17 protein-coding genes are annotated in these 14118 nt (G+C 67.3%); 13 read left to right on the top strand and 4 right to left on the bottom strand.

All coding sequences use genetic code 11. The annotated features are described in order from the left end of the window. Nucleotides 1–54: 54 nt before the first annotated feature. Nucleotides 55–381: a GIY-YIG nuclease family protein gene (locus tag FM111_RS04385; RefSeq protein WP_087139515.1), complete on the bottom strand. Its 327-nt coding sequence runs from the start codon at nucleotides 379–381 to the stop codon at nucleotides 55–57. A gap of 120 nt (nucleotides 382–501) precedes the next feature. Between FM111_RS04385 and FM111_RS04380 the strand changes: the two genes are divergently transcribed. Both FM111_RS04380 and FM111_RS04375 read left to right on the top strand, forming a co-directional pair. Then, nucleotides 502–1806: a TCR/Tet family MFS transporter gene (locus tag FM111_RS04380; RefSeq protein ID WP_087139514.1), complete on the top strand. Its 1305-nt coding sequence runs from the start codon at nucleotides 502–504 to the stop codon at nucleotides 1804–1806. A gap of 95 nt (nucleotides 1807–1901) precedes the next feature. Then, the gene (locus FM111_RS04375) at nucleotides 1902–3290 is read left to right on the top strand and encodes a trypsin-like peptidase domain-containing protein (RefSeq protein WP_087139513.1); all 1389 of its coding nucleotides are present in this window, start codon (nucleotides 1902–1904) and stop codon (nucleotides 3288–3290) included. 27 nt (nucleotides 3291–3317) lie between these two features. Here FM111_RS04375 and FM111_RS04370 read toward each other — a convergent pair whose 3' ends face one another. After that, nucleotides 3318–3737 (bottom strand): VOC family protein, encoded by a 420-nt coding sequence (locus tag FM111_RS04370; RefSeq protein ID WP_087139512.1) that lies wholly within the window; start codon nucleotides 3735–3737, stop codon nucleotides 3318–3320. A 69-nt stretch (nucleotides 3738–3806) separates the two neighbouring features. Here FM111_RS04370 and FM111_RS04365 point away from each other — a divergent pair, with 69 nt between their 5' ends. The 5 genes from FM111_RS04365 (at nucleotide 3807) to FM111_RS04345 (ending at nucleotide 7520) form a co-directional block, all read left to right on the top strand. Then, the gene (locus tag FM111_RS04365; RefSeq protein WP_087139511.1) at nucleotides 3807–5114 is read left to right on the top strand and encodes a replication-associated recombination protein A; all 1308 of its coding nucleotides are present in this window, start codon (nucleotides 3807–3809) and stop codon (nucleotides 5112–5114) included. 93 nt (nucleotides 5115–5207) lie between these two features. Next, a complete protein-coding gene (locus tag FM111_RS04360) occupies nucleotides 5208–5648 on the top strand; it encodes a hypothetical protein (RefSeq protein WP_087139510.1) in 441 nt (146 codons plus the stop codon). A gap of 74 nt (nucleotides 5649–5722) precedes the next feature. After that, nucleotides 5723–6166 (top strand): hypothetical protein, encoded by a 444-nt coding sequence (locus FM111_RS04355; RefSeq protein WP_087139509.1) that lies wholly within the window; start codon nucleotides 5723–5725, stop codon nucleotides 6164–6166. A 55-nt stretch (nucleotides 6167–6221) separates the two neighbouring features. Beyond that, nucleotides 6222–6947 carry an RluA family pseudouridine synthase gene (locus FM111_RS04350; RefSeq protein WP_087139508.1) on the top strand — a complete coding sequence of 242 codons (726 nt, stop codon included), beginning with the start codon at nucleotides 6222–6224 and terminating at the stop codon, nucleotides 6945–6947. A 78-nt stretch (nucleotides 6948–7025) separates the two neighbouring features. Then, nucleotides 7026–7520 carry a CC0125/CC1285 family lipoprotein gene (locus FM111_RS04345; protein WP_087139507.1) on the top strand — a complete coding sequence of 165 codons (495 nt, stop codon included), beginning with the start codon at nucleotides 7026–7028 and terminating at the stop codon, nucleotides 7518–7520. A gap of 3 nt (nucleotides 7521–7523) precedes the next feature. Here the strand turns inward: FM111_RS04345 and FM111_RS04340 are convergent, their stop codons facing one another. After that, nucleotides 7524–7961: a DUF2214 family protein gene (locus FM111_RS04340; RefSeq protein ID WP_256968089.1), complete on the bottom strand. Its 438-nt coding sequence runs from the start codon at nucleotides 7959–7961 to the stop codon at nucleotides 7524–7526. A 43-nt stretch (nucleotides 7962–8004) separates the two neighbouring features. On the opposite strand from FM111_RS04340, the gene crcB reads away from it, so the two are divergent. Genes crcB through FM111_RS04315 form a run of 5 tightly spaced genes read left to right on the top strand, consistent with a single transcriptional unit; the run spans nucleotide 8005 to nucleotide 12356 of the window. Then, entirely contained in the window at nucleotides 8005–8403 is a 399-nt protein-coding gene (gene crcB, locus FM111_RS04335; RefSeq protein WP_087139505.1) for a fluoride efflux transporter CrcB, read from the top strand. Further along, nucleotides 8400–9395 (top strand): RluA family pseudouridine synthase, encoded by a 996-nt coding sequence (locus tag FM111_RS04330; protein WP_087139504.1) that lies wholly within the window; start codon nucleotides 8400–8402, stop codon nucleotides 9393–9395. The genes crcB and FM111_RS04330 overlap by 4 nt, the downstream gene beginning before the upstream one ends. A gap of 20 nt (nucleotides 9396–9415) precedes the next feature. Then, on the top strand, nucleotides 9416–10897 hold the full coding sequence (locus FM111_RS04325; protein WP_179205017.1) for a putative 2OG-Fe(II) oxygenase: 1482 nt from the start codon (nucleotides 9416–9418) through the stop codon (nucleotides 10895–10897). Nucleotide 10898: 1 nt separating this feature from the next. Continuing rightward, on the top strand, nucleotides 10899–11585 hold the full coding sequence (locus FM111_RS04320) for an HAD-IA family hydrolase (RefSeq protein WP_087139502.1): 687 nt from the start codon (nucleotides 10899–10901) through the stop codon (nucleotides 11583–11585). Nucleotides 11586–11594: 9 nt separating this feature from the next. After that, a complete protein-coding gene (locus FM111_RS04315; protein WP_087139501.1) occupies nucleotides 11595–12356 on the top strand; it encodes an ATP12 family chaperone protein in 762 nt (253 codons plus the stop codon). A gap of 153 nt (nucleotides 12357–12509) precedes the next feature. Here the strand turns inward: FM111_RS04315 and FM111_RS04310 are convergent, their stop codons facing one another. Beyond that, nucleotides 12510–13268, bottom strand: a complete 759-nt coding sequence (locus tag FM111_RS04310) for a pseudouridine synthase (RefSeq protein WP_087139500.1) — start codon at nucleotides 13266–13268, stop codon at nucleotides 12510–12512. Nucleotides 13269–13665: 397 nt separating this feature from the next. On the opposite strand from FM111_RS04310, the gene FM111_RS04305 reads away from it, so the two are divergent. After that, nucleotides 13666–14067 carry a hypothetical protein gene (locus FM111_RS04305; protein ID WP_087139535.1) on the top strand — a complete coding sequence of 134 codons (402 nt, stop codon included), beginning with the start codon at nucleotides 13666–13668 and terminating at the stop codon, nucleotides 14065–14067. The last annotated feature ends 51 nt before the right edge of the window (nucleotides 14068–14118 follow it).

The raw sequence follows: 14118 nt of genomic DNA, 5'->3' as shown, positions 1-14118 counted from the left end.
TTTCGTCACCCTCGGGCTTGTCCCGAGGGCCCATCGGGGCTTCGTACGCGCCGCTTAAGGGTCATGCCGCCAGGTTGACGGCGCGAACCACGGCTTCGCCAGGTCTTCCCAGTGCGGGTTCTCCCGCTCGATCAGATTGATCTTCCAGTCGCGCAAATAGCGTTTCAACGCCTTCTCCCGGCGGATCGCATCTGTGATCGCTTCGAAGGATTCATACCAGACGAGTCGCTTCAGTTCGTGTTCTCTGGTGAAGCCAGGGAAGCTCCCGTCTCGATGTTGCTGCACACGTTGAACCAGATTGCTGGTTACGCCGACATACAATGTCCCCTGCGGCCGGTTGGCCATCATGTAGGCGGCGATGAAGGGTCGCTCGTTCGTCATTAAGGCAGAGCTTGCGGAAAGATGGGCCCTCGGGACAAGCCCGAGGGTGACGAGTTAATGAAAATGATCGCGCGGCCGCTCAGCGCCGTCTAGAACGTCGCTCCACCTCCGCGAGCCTTCATGTCCCTGCATCAGCCCAAGGTCCGCCGCGCGGCGATCGCCTTCATTCTCGTGACTGCGGTGCTGGACATCGTGGCCATGGGGATCGTCATCCCGGTCCTGCCGCATTTGATCGAGGAATTTGTCGGGTCGAACGCGCGCGCGGGCCTGCTGAACGGGGTGTTTGTGGCCCTGTGGGCGGGGATGCAGTTCCTGGCTTCGCCGGTCATCGGCTCGCTGTCAGACCAGTATGGTCGGCGTCCGGTCATCCTGATCAGCTGCGCCGGACTGGCGGCGGACTATGTGCTGATGGCGCTGGCGCCGAACCTGTGGTGGCTGGCGGTCGGGCGTCTGATCGCGGGCGTCACCTCGTCCAGCTTCACCACCATCTACGCCTATATGGCCGACATCACCGAGCCCGAGAAACGCGCCCGCGCCTATGGTCTGATCGGTGCGGCCTTCTCTGGCGGTTTCGTGCTGGGGCCGGTGCTGGGCGGTTTCCTGGGCGAGTTCGGGCCGCGCGTGCCCTTCTGGGTGGCCGGCGCCCTGTCGGGCGTGGCCTTCCTGTACGGCCTTTTCATCCTGCCCGAGAGCCTGCCTCTGGAGAAGCGGATGCCCTTCAGCTGGCGCCGCGCCAATCCGGTCGGGGCCATGATCCTGCTGAAGCGCCATGCTGAGCTGGCGGGCCTCGCGGTCGTGAACTTCCTGCTCTACTTCGCCCACCATGTGTTTTCGGCGGTCTTCGTCCTCTATGCCGGGCTGCGCTACGGCTGGGGGCCGTGGCAGGTCGGGGCCTTGCTGGCCATGGTCGGGGCGCTGGACATGATCGTCCAAGGCCTGCTGGTCGGCCCGGCGTCCAAGCGGTTCGGGGACCGGGCGACCATGATCTTCGGCCTGTGCGGCGGGGCGGTGGGCATCGCCCTGATGGGTTGGGCGCCGACGGGCGTCGCCTTCATCGTCGCCATGTTCCCCAACGCCCTGTGGGGTCTGGCCATGCCGACGCTTCAGTCCCTGATGACCCGCCGCGTCGGCGAGAGCGAGCAGGGGCAACTTCAGGGTGCGAACATGAGCGTCGCCTCCATCGCCGGGGTGGCCTCGCCCCTGTTCTTCGGCTGGATCTATTCGGTGTCCGTGGGCGAGGGCGGCGGGCGGGCGGCGGCCTGGTTGTCGGATTGGGGGCTGCCCGCAGTGTCCGCTGCGGCCGACGCCCTGCTGTCCGAGCCGGGGTTGGCCTTCTATCTGGCCTCTGTCGTGCTGGCTCTGGGCGCCCTGATCGGCTTCTTGACCGCGCGACGGGCGGAACGGGACGAGGTCACGCCCGTTTGATCGCCGCCGCGCGCCGGACTGAACGACGGCCTTGATCCTGTCGAAAAGCCGAGGCGGAATGGGTGCAACGCCCAAGCTTGTAGAACCGGGACGAGATGAAGACTTCCAGACTGGCCATCGCCGCCGCCTTGATCCTGTCCGCCTGTGGTCAGCCGCAGCCCTCAAAGGCGCAGGAAGGCGTCTTCGCCGAGCAGCCCCGCGTCGCCCCGCGCGACGCCGGCTCGCTGAAGACCAGCTTCGCCCCCGTGGTGCGCGAGGCCGCGCCCGCCGTGGTGAATATTTCCGCGCGCGGCGTCCAGCGCGTGCGCGATCCCTTCTTCGAACTGTTCGGCGGCGGACCGCAGTCGCGTGTGACCGGCTCCATCGGTTCGGGCGTCATCGTGCGCCCCGATGGGATCGTGGTGACCAACAACCACGTCATCCAGAACATGCAGGAAATCCGCGTCACCCTGAACGACCGGCGCGAATATCCGGCCAAGGTGCTGTTGGCGGACGAGCGGTCCGACATCGCCGTGCTGCAGCTTGAGAACCTGGACGGCGACCTGCCGGTCCTGCGTATCGACGATCAGGAGCAACAGCAGGTCGGCGATCTGGTTCTGGCCATCGGCAACCCGTTCGGCGTCGGTCAGACCGTGACCAACGGCATCATTTCGGCGCTGAACCGGACCGAGACGGGCATCAGCGATTCCGGCTCCTTCATCCAGACCGACGCGCCGATCAATCCCGGCAACTCGGGCGGCGCCCTGGTCGATATGGACGGCGATCTGATCGGCATCAACACGGCCATCTTCTCGCGCACCGGCTCGTCCAGCGGCGTGGGCTTCGCCGTCCCGGCCGCCATGGTCAAGCGCGTGGTGGATTCCGCTGTCGGCGGCGCCAAGTCGGTCGAGCGCGCCTGGCTGGGCGTCAAGGGCGACTCGGTCAGCTCTGACATGGCGCGCAGCCTGGGGCTGGATCGGCCGCAGGGCCTGATGGTCACGGACGTCTACGCCGGAGGCCCCGGCGCCCGCGCAGGCATTGAGCAAGGCGACGTCATCACCGCCATCGACGGAGCAGAGGTCAATGATCAGGGCGGTCTGAACTTCCGCGTCGGTACGCGCTCGCCGAACGACACCGTGGCCGTGACCGTCCTGCGCGACGGCCGGACGCAGACGCTGAACGCGCGCGTCTCGACGCTGCCGGGCGACGCTGATCCGGGGCAGGGCGCGGTTGTGGGGCAGGGAGCCCTGGCCGGGCTTCAGGGCGTGGCGCTGAACCCGGCGCTGGCTGATCGTCTGGGCGGGGATCCCTTCACCAGCGGCGTTGTGGTCACGGGCTTGCAGCGCAACAGCATCCCGGCTCGCATCGGCCTGCGCCCCAACGATCTGGTGGTGCAGATCGACGGCCGGGCCGTCACCACGGTCGCCGCCCTGGGCCGCGCGCAGCGGGGTTCGGAACTGACCATCGTTCGCAATGGTCGCCGCCTGACGGGCCGCTTGCCGTAAGGCGCGGCGTTCGCCGCAGAGGGGTGGTTACCCCTTAAGCGGTCCGCCGATGGACCAGGTGTGGCCGAACGGATCGCGCACCTGGCCATAACGGTCGCCCCAGAACTGGTCCTCCAGCGGCATGACCGGGATCGCGCCGTTCACCAGGGCGCGGCCCCACCACTCGTCGGCGTCGTCGACCTGAAGATGAAGGCTGACGCCCACGGGCTTGATGTCGGCCTCACCCGTCCACTCCGGGAATTCGTCGGCCAGCATGATACTGCCGCCGTTGATGCGCAGATGGGCGTGCAGCAGCCGCTCGCCGTCCTCGGCCGGCATCCGCATGACCTCCTCGGCCCCAAAGGCGCGGGCGTAGAATTCGATCGCTGCGGCGGCCCCGCGCGAGGGAATGGTCAGGTGGGGCGTCACCCCGCCGCGCGGTCCCTGGTCAGGCTTGGCTTCAGTCATGCGATTCCTCCTCAACGAGGCGTTGTAGCGGGTGCAGTCGCCCGAACGAACGCCTATCTAGAGCGTTCCATGACTGATTTGTTCGAAGCCTCCGGCATCCATCCCCCCGACGCCCCTCTGGCCGACCGTCTGCGCCCGCAGGCGCTGGATCAGGTGGTGGGCCAGGATCATCTGCTGGGAGAGGGCGGCCCTATCTGCCGCATGATCGAGGCGGGCCGTCTGGGCTCCATGATCCTGTGGGGGCCGCCGGGCACGGGCAAGACGACGATCGCCCGCCTGTTGGCCAAGGCGGCGGGCTATGAATACCAGTCGATCAGCGCCGTTTTCTCGGGCGTCGCCGACCTGAAGAAGGCGTTCGAGGCCGCGCGGATGCGCCGGGCGGCGGGCCAACAGACCCTGCTGTTCGTCGACGAGATCCACCGCTTCAACCGCGCTCAGCAGGACGGCTTCCTGCCCTTCGTCGAAGAGGGGATCGTCACCCTGGTCGGCGCCACGACGGAAAACCCCAGCTTCGAGCTGAACGGCGCCTTGCTGTCGCGTAGCCAAGTCTATGTGCTGAAGCGGTTGGACGACGCTTCGCTGGACCTGCTGCTGGGTCGGGCCGAGGCGCTGATGGACAAGCCCCTGCCGCTGACGCCTGAGGCGCGCCAGGCCATGCTGGCGCTGGCGGACGGCGACGGCCGCTATCTACTGACCATGTCCGAGGTTCTGTTCGACCTGACGGACGTGGAGCCGCTGGACGTGCAGGCTCTGGCGGGCGTGCTGCAGAAACGCGCGCCCGCCTACGACAAGTCGCGGGAAGAGCACTACAATCTCATCTCGGCCCTGCATAAGTCGGTGCGCGGATCGGACCCGGACGCGGCGCTCTACTGGCTGGCGCGGATGCTGAACGGGGGCGAAGACCCGCTCTATCTGGCGCGCCGCATCGTGCGCATGGCGGTCGAGGACATCGGTCAGGCCGATCCCCTGTCCATCCTGGTCGCCAATGCGGCCAAGGACACCTACGATTTCCTCGGTTCTCCCGAGGGGGAGTTGGCGCTGGCGCAAGCCGTGGTCCATCTGGCTACGGCGCCCAAGTCGGTCGGGGTCTACGAAGCCTTCAAGGCCGCCAAGCGTGCGGCGCACGAGACCGGCTCTCTGATGCCGCCCGCCCATATCCGCAACGCCCCGACCAAGCTGATGAAGCAGCTCGGTTACGGTAAGGGCTATCAATACGACCCCGACACGCCCGAGGGCTTCTCCGGCGCGAACTTCTTCCCCGACGAGATGGAGCGGCGCACCTTCTACAAGCCCAAGGGCGAGGGGCACGAGGAGAAGGTCAAGGCGCGCCTGGAGCGCTGGGCCGCGATGCGGGAACGGGCGCAGGACGCCAAGTAGTAGCGACGGGCGCTCTTTATTTTGACTGAACGGCGTTCATTGTCGTAGCGGCCCGTCGGGCGTAGGCTGAGCCTGCAAACTGCGGAGGCGGCAATGGTCGATGTTCTGCGGCGTATATCGGCGCCCTGGCACCTGTGGCTGGTCGGCGTGTTGTCCTTCCTGTGGAACGCCCTCTTCGTCTGGCAGTGGACGCTGCAGGTGACAGGCGATCCGGCCTATTGGAGCAGTCTGAGCCCCGCCGAGGCGGCCTATCTGCGCGCCGTGCCGTTGTGGACCGATGTCGCGGTCGGCATCGCCTTCTGGGGCGGGCTGCTGGCGGCGGTGCTGCTGCTGTTTCGGCGGCGCCAGGCGACGATAGTGTTCGCCGTCGCCCTGATCGCCATGCTGGCGGACACAGCCTACATCCATTTCATGAGCAATGGGCGCGAGATCATGGGGCCCGCGGGCGTCGCGTTCGGCCTGGTCATCATCGCTGTTCTGGTCGTTCAGACCGCTTATTGCGCCTGGATGAGCCGACGCGGCGTGATCGTCTGAAGGGCAGACCGAAGCCCTTGTTGCAGCGATCTATTTCAGCGTAGTTTTCGGCTCTCAAGGCCCTGGGGGGAAGAATGATGGTCGATATTTCGAAGCGCGCTGCGGCGCCGTGGCACCTGTGGGCCATCGCCGTGGCCTCGGTGGTCTGGAACGGCGTCGGCGTCTGGCAGTGGTACCAGAAGGTGACGGGGGCCGCTGCCTATTGGAGCGCGCTGACGATGGAACAGGTGGCCTATCTGCGCTCGGCGCCGATGTGGACCGATGTGGCCTTCGGCGTGGCGGTGTGGTGCGGCCTGCTGGGCGCGCTGATGCTGCTGCTTCGGCGGAAGTTGGCGTTCAACGCCTTCGTCGCGGGCCTGATCGCCATGCTGGCGCACGCTGTCTATGTGCTGGCGCTGAGCAATGGCCGCGAAGTCATCGGTACGGGCGGGGTGGTTTTCACCCTGGTCGTCACCCTGATCTTCGTCATCCAGATCGCCTACGCCCATTGGGCGCGCCGCAAGGGCCTGATCCGCTAACCGCGAGCCTGATGGGCATGGCGAAGCGGGGCGGGCTCGGCTAAAGGCTCGGCGGGTGAAGACCCGCCAGCCTGTTTCCCTGACCGAAGATGAAATCGCCGCCGTCCGTTCGTGGGTGGTGCATGAAGACGCGCATCTGATCGCCTTCAACAAGCCGTCGGGCCTGTCCAGCCAGGGCGGCCGCATCCAGGCGAACACTCTGGACGATCTGCTGTGGGCCTTCGCCCGATCGAACGGCAAGCGGCCGGAGTTGGTGCACCGTCTGGACCGCGACACCTCAGGCGTCATTCTGGCCGCCAAGACCAAGCCCGCCGCCGGCTTCTTCGGCAAGGCGATGCAGATGCGCAAGTTCCAGAAGACCTATCTGGCGCTGGTCGCGGCAGCGCCGGAGCCCAAGTCCGGCCGGATCACGTCCGCCCTGCGCCGTGAAGAGATCGGTCGTGAAAGCTATATGCGGGTCGTGGCGTTCGACGCGCCGGGCGCGCAAGGCGCGGCCAGCGGCTATCGCACCCTGGCCTCCAGTCAGGACGGGGCGGTGGTCGAATTGTCGCCGGAGACGGGACGGATGCACCAGCTCCGGGTCCACATGGCCTCCATCGGTCGTCCTCTGGTCGGCGATGTCCGCTATGGCGGCGCCCTGGCCTTCGCCGGGCGCGCGGCGCCGCGCCTGATGCTGCACGCGGCCAAGCTGAGCTTTCCCCATCCCGACGGCGGCCGTGTGACGGTCGAGGCGCCTGAACCGGAGGATTTCGCGGCCCTGCGTGCGGCGGCGGGGCTGTAGGGGCTTCATCCCCTGTTCAGCTTCACCGCGGAACAATCCAACTCGCCCGTGCGCTGTTCGGGCGTGGGAGACACGCGCATGAAACGCCTCGCCATCGTCACGATCGCCGTCTCGGCCCTGGCCCTTACGGCCTGCGCCAGCCTGGCGCCCTACGGCCGTCAGATGGGCCCGAACGGTCAGGGCTATTCCGAGCAGCAGATCGAGCGTGACCGTTTCCGCGTCAGCTACAACGGTGTCGGCGCGCCCGGTCCGGTGGCGGACATGGCCCTGTTCCGCGCCGCTCAATTGACGACCGAGCTGGGCTACGACTGGTTCGAGGTGACGCAGCGCTGGATCGACGGACGTCCCGACAGCGCGGGCGGCGTGCGGCCCAGCGTCTCCATCGGCGCCGGCACGGGGCGTTACGGCGGCTGGTCCACCTCGGGCGTCGGCGTCGGCCTGGGCTTCGATCTCAGCGGGCCGCAGCCGACCTCGACCACGCTGGAGATCGTCATGGGGCGCGGCCAACGCCCGGATCGTCCGGAAGCCTATGACGCGCGCGGGGTTCAGGACGCCATCCGCCCGCGCCTGTAAGGCCTAGAGCGGCCAGCGCGCCATTGCTGCGGCGAAAGCCAGCAGCGGAATCAGCAGCAGAATCTCCAGACCGATCGCGCGACGCGCGGCGGTCAGCTCGGCCTGGGGCGGGATATAGCCGGGCGTGGCCCGCGCGGCCTTGCGCCATTTCAGGATCGCTAGCGTCGGCCGTATCGAGATCAGGCCTATCAGGGCGAAGGTCGCGATCTTGGCCCAGAAGAAGGGGTTGACCTCATAGAAGGCCCAGCCCTTGCCGCCCATCACCCGTCCGACCCCGACCAGCACGATCAGCAGGGCCGTGACGCCATAGCCCGCGTCCAGTCCGGCCAGCCGTTTCAGGGGCGGTTTCGGCGTGCGCAGCAGGGCCAGTTCCGACGCCAGCATGACGATCAGGCCCAGGAACAGCAGGTGATGCAGGATGGCGAGGACAAGGTCGTGCATGGCGGCCTTCGCAAATGAGGTCGGAACAGTATAAGCCGCCAGCATGACACACTTCTTGCTGGTTGCGATCGGCGGCGGCCTGGGGGCGATGGCGCGCTATGGGCTGGGGCTGGCCGTGGGCCGTCTGGCGCCGGGCGCGGCCTGGCCGTGGGCGACCCTGAGCGCCAATGTCGCGGGTGGTTTGCTGATGGGGCTGCTGGCCGGTTGGCTGGCGCTGAAGGCGGGCGCGGGGCAGGAGAACATCCGCCTGTTCGCCGCTGTCGGCGTCTTGGGCGGCTTCACGACCTTTTCCGCTTTTTCACTGGAAGCGGCCCTGATGATCGAACGCCGTGAAATGGTCTCGGCTTTCGTTTATGCGGCGGGTTCGGTGGTTCTCGCCATCGCCGCTCTGTTCGTCGGCCTGATGATCGCGCGCAAACTGTTTACCGGAGTGGGCGCATGAGCCGTGAAGTCCAGACCCTCTATGTCGCCGAGGATGAAGACGACATCCGCCTGGATCGCTGGTTCAAGCGTCGCTGGCCGCACCTGACCCATATTCAGGTCGAGAAGATGGCCCGCAGCGGCCAGATCCGCGTCGACGGCTCGCGGGTCAAGCCGCAGGATCGTCTGACCGCGGGCGCCGCCGTGCGCGTGCCGCCGCTGCCTGACGCCAATCCGCGCAAGCCCGGCGACCTGCATGAACTGACCGAGCGCGATGTGGCTTACGCCAAGTCGCTGGTGCTTTATGAAGATCACATGGTCATCGCCCTGAACAAACCGCACGGCCTGGCCGTGCAGGGCGGGACCAAGACGACCAAGCACGTCGACCGCCTGTTGTCGGCCTGGGGCGAGGGGATGGACCGGCCGCGTCTGGTTCACCGTCTGGACCGCGACACTTCGGGCGTGCTGCTGCTGGGCAAGGGGCCGGAGGCGGCCAAGCGTCTGGCCGGGGCCTTCGCCCGCCGTCAGGCCAAGAAGACCTATTGGGCCATCGTCATCGGTAACCCCAAGCCTTCGGCCGGGCAGATCGACATGGCGCTGAAGAAGACCGGCATCAACGACTTCGAGATGATGCGCCCGGCCGAGCCTAAAGACCCCAAGGGCGAACCGGCCGAGACCGCCTTCGCCACTGTCAGCCGCGCCGCCCACCGTGCGGCCTGGATGGCGCTGCGCCCCTTCACGGGCCGGACGCACCAGTTGCGCGCCCACATGGCCGCCATCGGCCACCCCATCCTGGGCGATCCCAAATACGGCGACGACAAGTCGCGCGAACTGTCCGGCCCGCTGAAGCTGCAGCTTCACGCCCGCCGCATCGAACTGGATCACCCCGGCGGCGGCAAGCTGATCGTCGAAGCCCCGCTCAGCCCCGAGATGAAGGCCGGTTTCAACCACTTCGGCTTCTCTGAAGATGAGGCTGACGAAGATCCCTTCGAGGGCGTGCGGCGGATGCGATGAATACCGGGCCGGGGGTTCAGATGAGGCTGCAGCGCGCTCAGGCTCTGGCGGGTCAGGGGGATCTGGCCGGGGCGCTGGCGGTTCTGGAACAGGCGCCGCCGGGTGAACGCGTGGGCGTCCAATCGCTTCAGGTCGAACTTCTGAAAGCGCTGGAACGGTTTGATGAGGCGCTGGCGATCCGGCGCGCACAGGTCGAGGCGGCGCCGAAGAGCGTGGCCGCACGGCACAATCTGGCCGCCCTGCTGGGCGACATGGGCCGCAATACTGAGGCTGTCGAGGCGGCGCATCAGGCTTTCGCCAACGGCGGGGATGCGCCGGAAACCTGGCTGGTTCTGGCGCGCGCCCTGTCCGGCTGCGCCCGGTTGGATGAGGCGGAGGCCGCCTATCGCCACGCCGTAGAGCGCCGTCCCAACTATGGCGAGGCGGTGCGCGAACTGGCGCAGCTGATCTGGATGCGCGGCGGCGATGTAGAGGCCGCCAAGGCACCGGTGCTGAAGGCGCTGGCGACGGCGCCGGGCGACGGCGATCTGCTGACCTGTCTGGCGCTGGTGCTGATGTATGGCGGAGGCGCCGCGCGTGAAGCGTGGAGCGAGTTGACGCAGCGGGCGCAGGCCGGGGATGCGCGTTCGGCCACGGTCGAACTGGCGGCTGGACAACTGGCCCTGACCTTTGATCCGGCGCTGGCGGTCGGCCATGCGCGCAGGGCGACCGAACTGGCGCCGCAGACGATCGAGCCGTGGATCAGTCTGGCCGAAGCCCTTGTCGCCTTGGGCGACGCGGACGGCGCCTTTGAGATACTGGATCAGCTATCGGGCGCGCCGGTGGTTCATCAGAAGGTTCTGGCCCTGCACGCCACGGCCAGCCGGGTGAAGGGCCGGACGGACGCCCTTGGGCTGGATGATCTGGATGGGCTGGTCAGCGCCCAGACCATCGACACGCCGCCCGGCTGGGGCGATCTCGCCGCCTATCTGGCCGACCTCAAGGCGGCGTTGCTGGCGCAACACGCCTATCAGAACCATCCGCTGGGCCAGAGCCTGCGGCACGGGACGCAGACGCCGGTGGACCTGACGCTGGTCGACGACCCGGTCATCCGCGCCTTCTTCACCGCCGTCGACGGGCCGATCCGCCGTCATCTGGCGCGGCTGGGGCAGGGCGAGGACCCTGTTCGCGTCCGAAACTCTGGAAGCTATCGATTAAAGGGCTGCTGGTCCGTTCGGCTGGCGCCAGGTGGTTTCCACGAACACCATATCCACCCCAAGGGCTGGTATTCATCGGCCTGCTACATCGATGTGCCGCCGGTGGTCGAAGCCGGCGGGCGCGAAGGCTGGCTGGCGCTGGGCCAGCCGCCGTTCCCCACCTCGCCGCCGCTGGAGCCGCTGCGGTATGAGAAGCCGGAGCCGGGCAAGCTGGTGCTGTTCCCGTCCTGCCTGTGGCACGGCACCGTGCCCTTTAGCGGCGACCAGCCGCGCCTGTCCGTCGCCTTTGATATCGTGCCTGCCTGATATGACAGCTTCCAATGCTCCGCTTGCCGTCTTCGACATCGACGGCACCCTGGTCGATAGCCGGGCCTCCATCCATCGCGCAGCCTGCGAGGCGGCTCAGGCGCTGGGCTTGCCTGAGCCCGAATATGACCGGGTGCGTCAGATCGTCGGCCTGAGCCTGCATCACGCCCTGCACGTGCTGGAGCCGTCGCTGACGGACGCCGAATTGGCCGATTTCGTCGCCGCCTTCCAGGCCAGCTTCCGCCGGATGTATGAGGCGGGCCATGAGGAGCCGCTCTATCCCGGCGTGATGCAGACCCTGCGACGGTTGAAGCGCGACGGCTGGCGTCTGTCGCTGGCGACCGGCCAGAACCGGCGCGGCGTGGCCCGCAATCTGGCGCGGCCCGAGTGGAGCCATCTGTTCCTGTCCAGCCACTGCGCCGAGGACGGGCCGGGCAAACCGGATCCGGCCATGCTGCGCGCCGCCATGACCGCCTGCGGGGCCGACATCGCCTCGACCGTCATGATCGGCGACACCAGCCACGACAGCGCCATGGCCGTGGCGGCGGGGGTGCATCCGCTGGGTGTCGGCTGGGGCTTCCACACGGTGGAGGAACAGGCGGCTGCGGGCGCGCTGCACATCGCCGACGATTTTCCCGACCTTGAGGCGGCGCTCGATCGTTTCGCCTCGACCAAGCTTTTCGCCTAGAAGTCCGCCATGTCCCATATTCCTTCGCTTGATCCCAACGTCGCCGCCCAGAAGGGCTTTCGCGAATCCGAAGAGCGCATCAAACGCTTCTGGAAGGCCGCCGAGGTCGAGGCGCGCGACGGCGGCTGGATCGTTCTGCTAGATGGCCGGGCGCCCAAGACGCCGGCCGGAAACGCCATCGTCCTGCCGACCGAGGCGGCGGCTCGCCTCGTGGCCGACGAGTGGAATGCGCAGGGCGAGCATCTGATGCCGGGGACCATGCCCGCCACCCGTCTGGCCTCGACCGCCATCGACCGGGTCAGCCAGACGCGCGGACCTGTGGCCGAAGAGATCGCCCGCTACGCCGGGTCTGACGTGCTCTGCTATCTGGCCGAGACGCCGTCGGGTCTGATCGAGCGCCAGCAGGCGGAATGGGGGCCGTGGCGCGACTGGGCTGCGCGCGAACTGGGCGTCGAATTGCATACGGTCGAGGGGATCATCCATCGGCCGCAGGCGCCGGAGGCTCTAGCGCGCGTTGAGGCGCTGGCGCTGGAGATGGACGATTTCGCCCTGACCGGGTTGGCGACGGCGGTTCCGCTGTTCGGCTCGGCGGTGCTGGGGCTGGCGGTTCAGCGTGGCGCGCTGGCGGGTGATGCAGCGCTGGACCTGTCGCGTCTGGACGAAGCCTTCACCGAGGAACGCTGGGGGGTGGACGAGGAAGCGGCTGCCCGCACCGCCGCACACCGCGCCGAAGCGACCCTGCTGCAGCGATGGTTTGAAGCGCTGAGATAAGTCTTCTACCGCTCATCCCCGCGGAGGCGGGGACCCAGTAAGAGCCTCGTGCTCTAAAGATCAGTTGCAAGAGTGCTCACAAAGTCAGCCGCCGCGCTTGCAGCCAAAGCACTGGGTCCCCGCCTCCGCGGGGATGAGCGGGGATATCAAGGCTCAGCCCTTGATCAGCGCCGCGCGCTCGTCCGCCGTCAGCATCCGCCAGCGGCCTTCGGGCAGGTCGCCCAGCTTCACCGGGCCGATGCGGATGCGGTAGAGGTCGACGACGTCCAGCCCGACCAGTTCGCACATCCGGCGGATCTGGCGGTTGCGGCCTTCGCGCAGGATGAAGCGCAGGCGTTGCGGCTCCATCTGGGTGACGCGGGCGGGCTTCAGCTGACGTCCGTCCAGTTCCAGGCCGTGGCGCAGTTGGGACAGCTTGGCTTCCGTCACCTGCCCGGCGACGCGGACCAGATATTCCTTGTCCAGATCCGACTGCGGCCCGATCACCGCCTTGGCCACTACGCCGTCTGACGACAACATCAGAAGCCCGCGCGAATCCTCGTCCAGCCGCCCGACCGGGGGCAGGGAGGCGTCGCGTTTTGGCGTTTCGCCTTCGCCGACCTTGTTGGCCGTGGTCAACAGGCGCACGGCAGGAACCTTGCCCGGCTCGGGCTGGCCAGAGACATAGCCGACCGGCTTGTGCAGCAGGATGGCGACGCCCGCCGCCAGGGCGGCCTCGCCCGTGTCGTTCAGGGTCAGGGTCTGGCCCGGCTCGATCTTGCGGCCTGCGTCGCGCACCACTTCGCCGTCGATGCTGACCAGCCCCTCGGCGATCAGGCCCTCGGCTTCGCGGCGTGAACAGACGCCGGTCTGACCCAGCCATTTGTTGATGCGGACGGGTTCGTCGCCGTCATAGGTGCGGGTGAAGGCCATGGCCGGACTGACTCTCTGCGATGCGACCGGCTGTGTAGGGCGGGCGCGAGCCTTCAGGCAAGACCGCCGCCGTCGCGCCTCGCACCAGATTTTCCGCGAGAGCGGTTCAGGTCACGTTTTCGTCGCCAAGTTGACCTTGAGCATCATAAGCCTATATCAGCAGTCACCCTGATGATTTTGACGCATTCGCTTCCGATCGATTCGGATTGCGACGTTTGCCGTGTCTGGTCGGATTTCGGCGTGCAGGGCGCGGCGATAACTTTAAGTCGTCAGCGAATATTGATCGATAACCTTTGAAGGAGACGTTTTGTACGCTCAAAGCAAGTCTGCCACCGCCCCCCGTTCTCGCCAATACGGCAACCGCCCCACGCCAACCCGCCTGCGCTTCGGTTTGATCATGCGCAAGAGCATGGACTTCGGCGAACTGGGCGACATGGAAACCGCGCTTCGCTTTGAAGGCGTTTCCCTGGCTCCGATCTCGACGGGCGAGGGCAGCCTGGTGTCCGGCGGTCTGACGGTTCTGGCGACGGCGACGGCTGACGACATCAGCGGCGGCCGGGTTCAGGGCGTGGTGGTTCCGGGCGGCGTGTCGGATGAAGCCGGTCTGGTGCAAGTCAAGGCGCTGCTGAACCTGGCCAAGGCGCAGGGCCTGCCGGTTCTGGCCTTCGCCGACGGCGTTGCTCTGGCGGCTGAAATCTTTGGCGAAACGGTTGATGCGCCGGGCGCGGCCTTCCGTGACAGCAAAGTCGCCCTGCTGAACGACCGCGCCGAACTGACGGCTGTGGTCGCCGCCATCTAGGCTCAGGACCCATTGAATTGCGGCGTGCGATCTGATTCAGGCTCCTGAGGA

This window comes from Brevundimonas diminuta 3F5N (assembly GCF_900163625.1).
Taxonomy (GTDB): domain Bacteria; phylum Pseudomonadota; class Alphaproteobacteria; order Caulobacterales; family Caulobacteraceae; genus Brevundimonas; species Brevundimonas diminuta_A.
The sequence above is the reverse complement of the archived record's forward strand: the minus strand, read 5'-3'. Positions and strand labels throughout refer to the sequence as shown.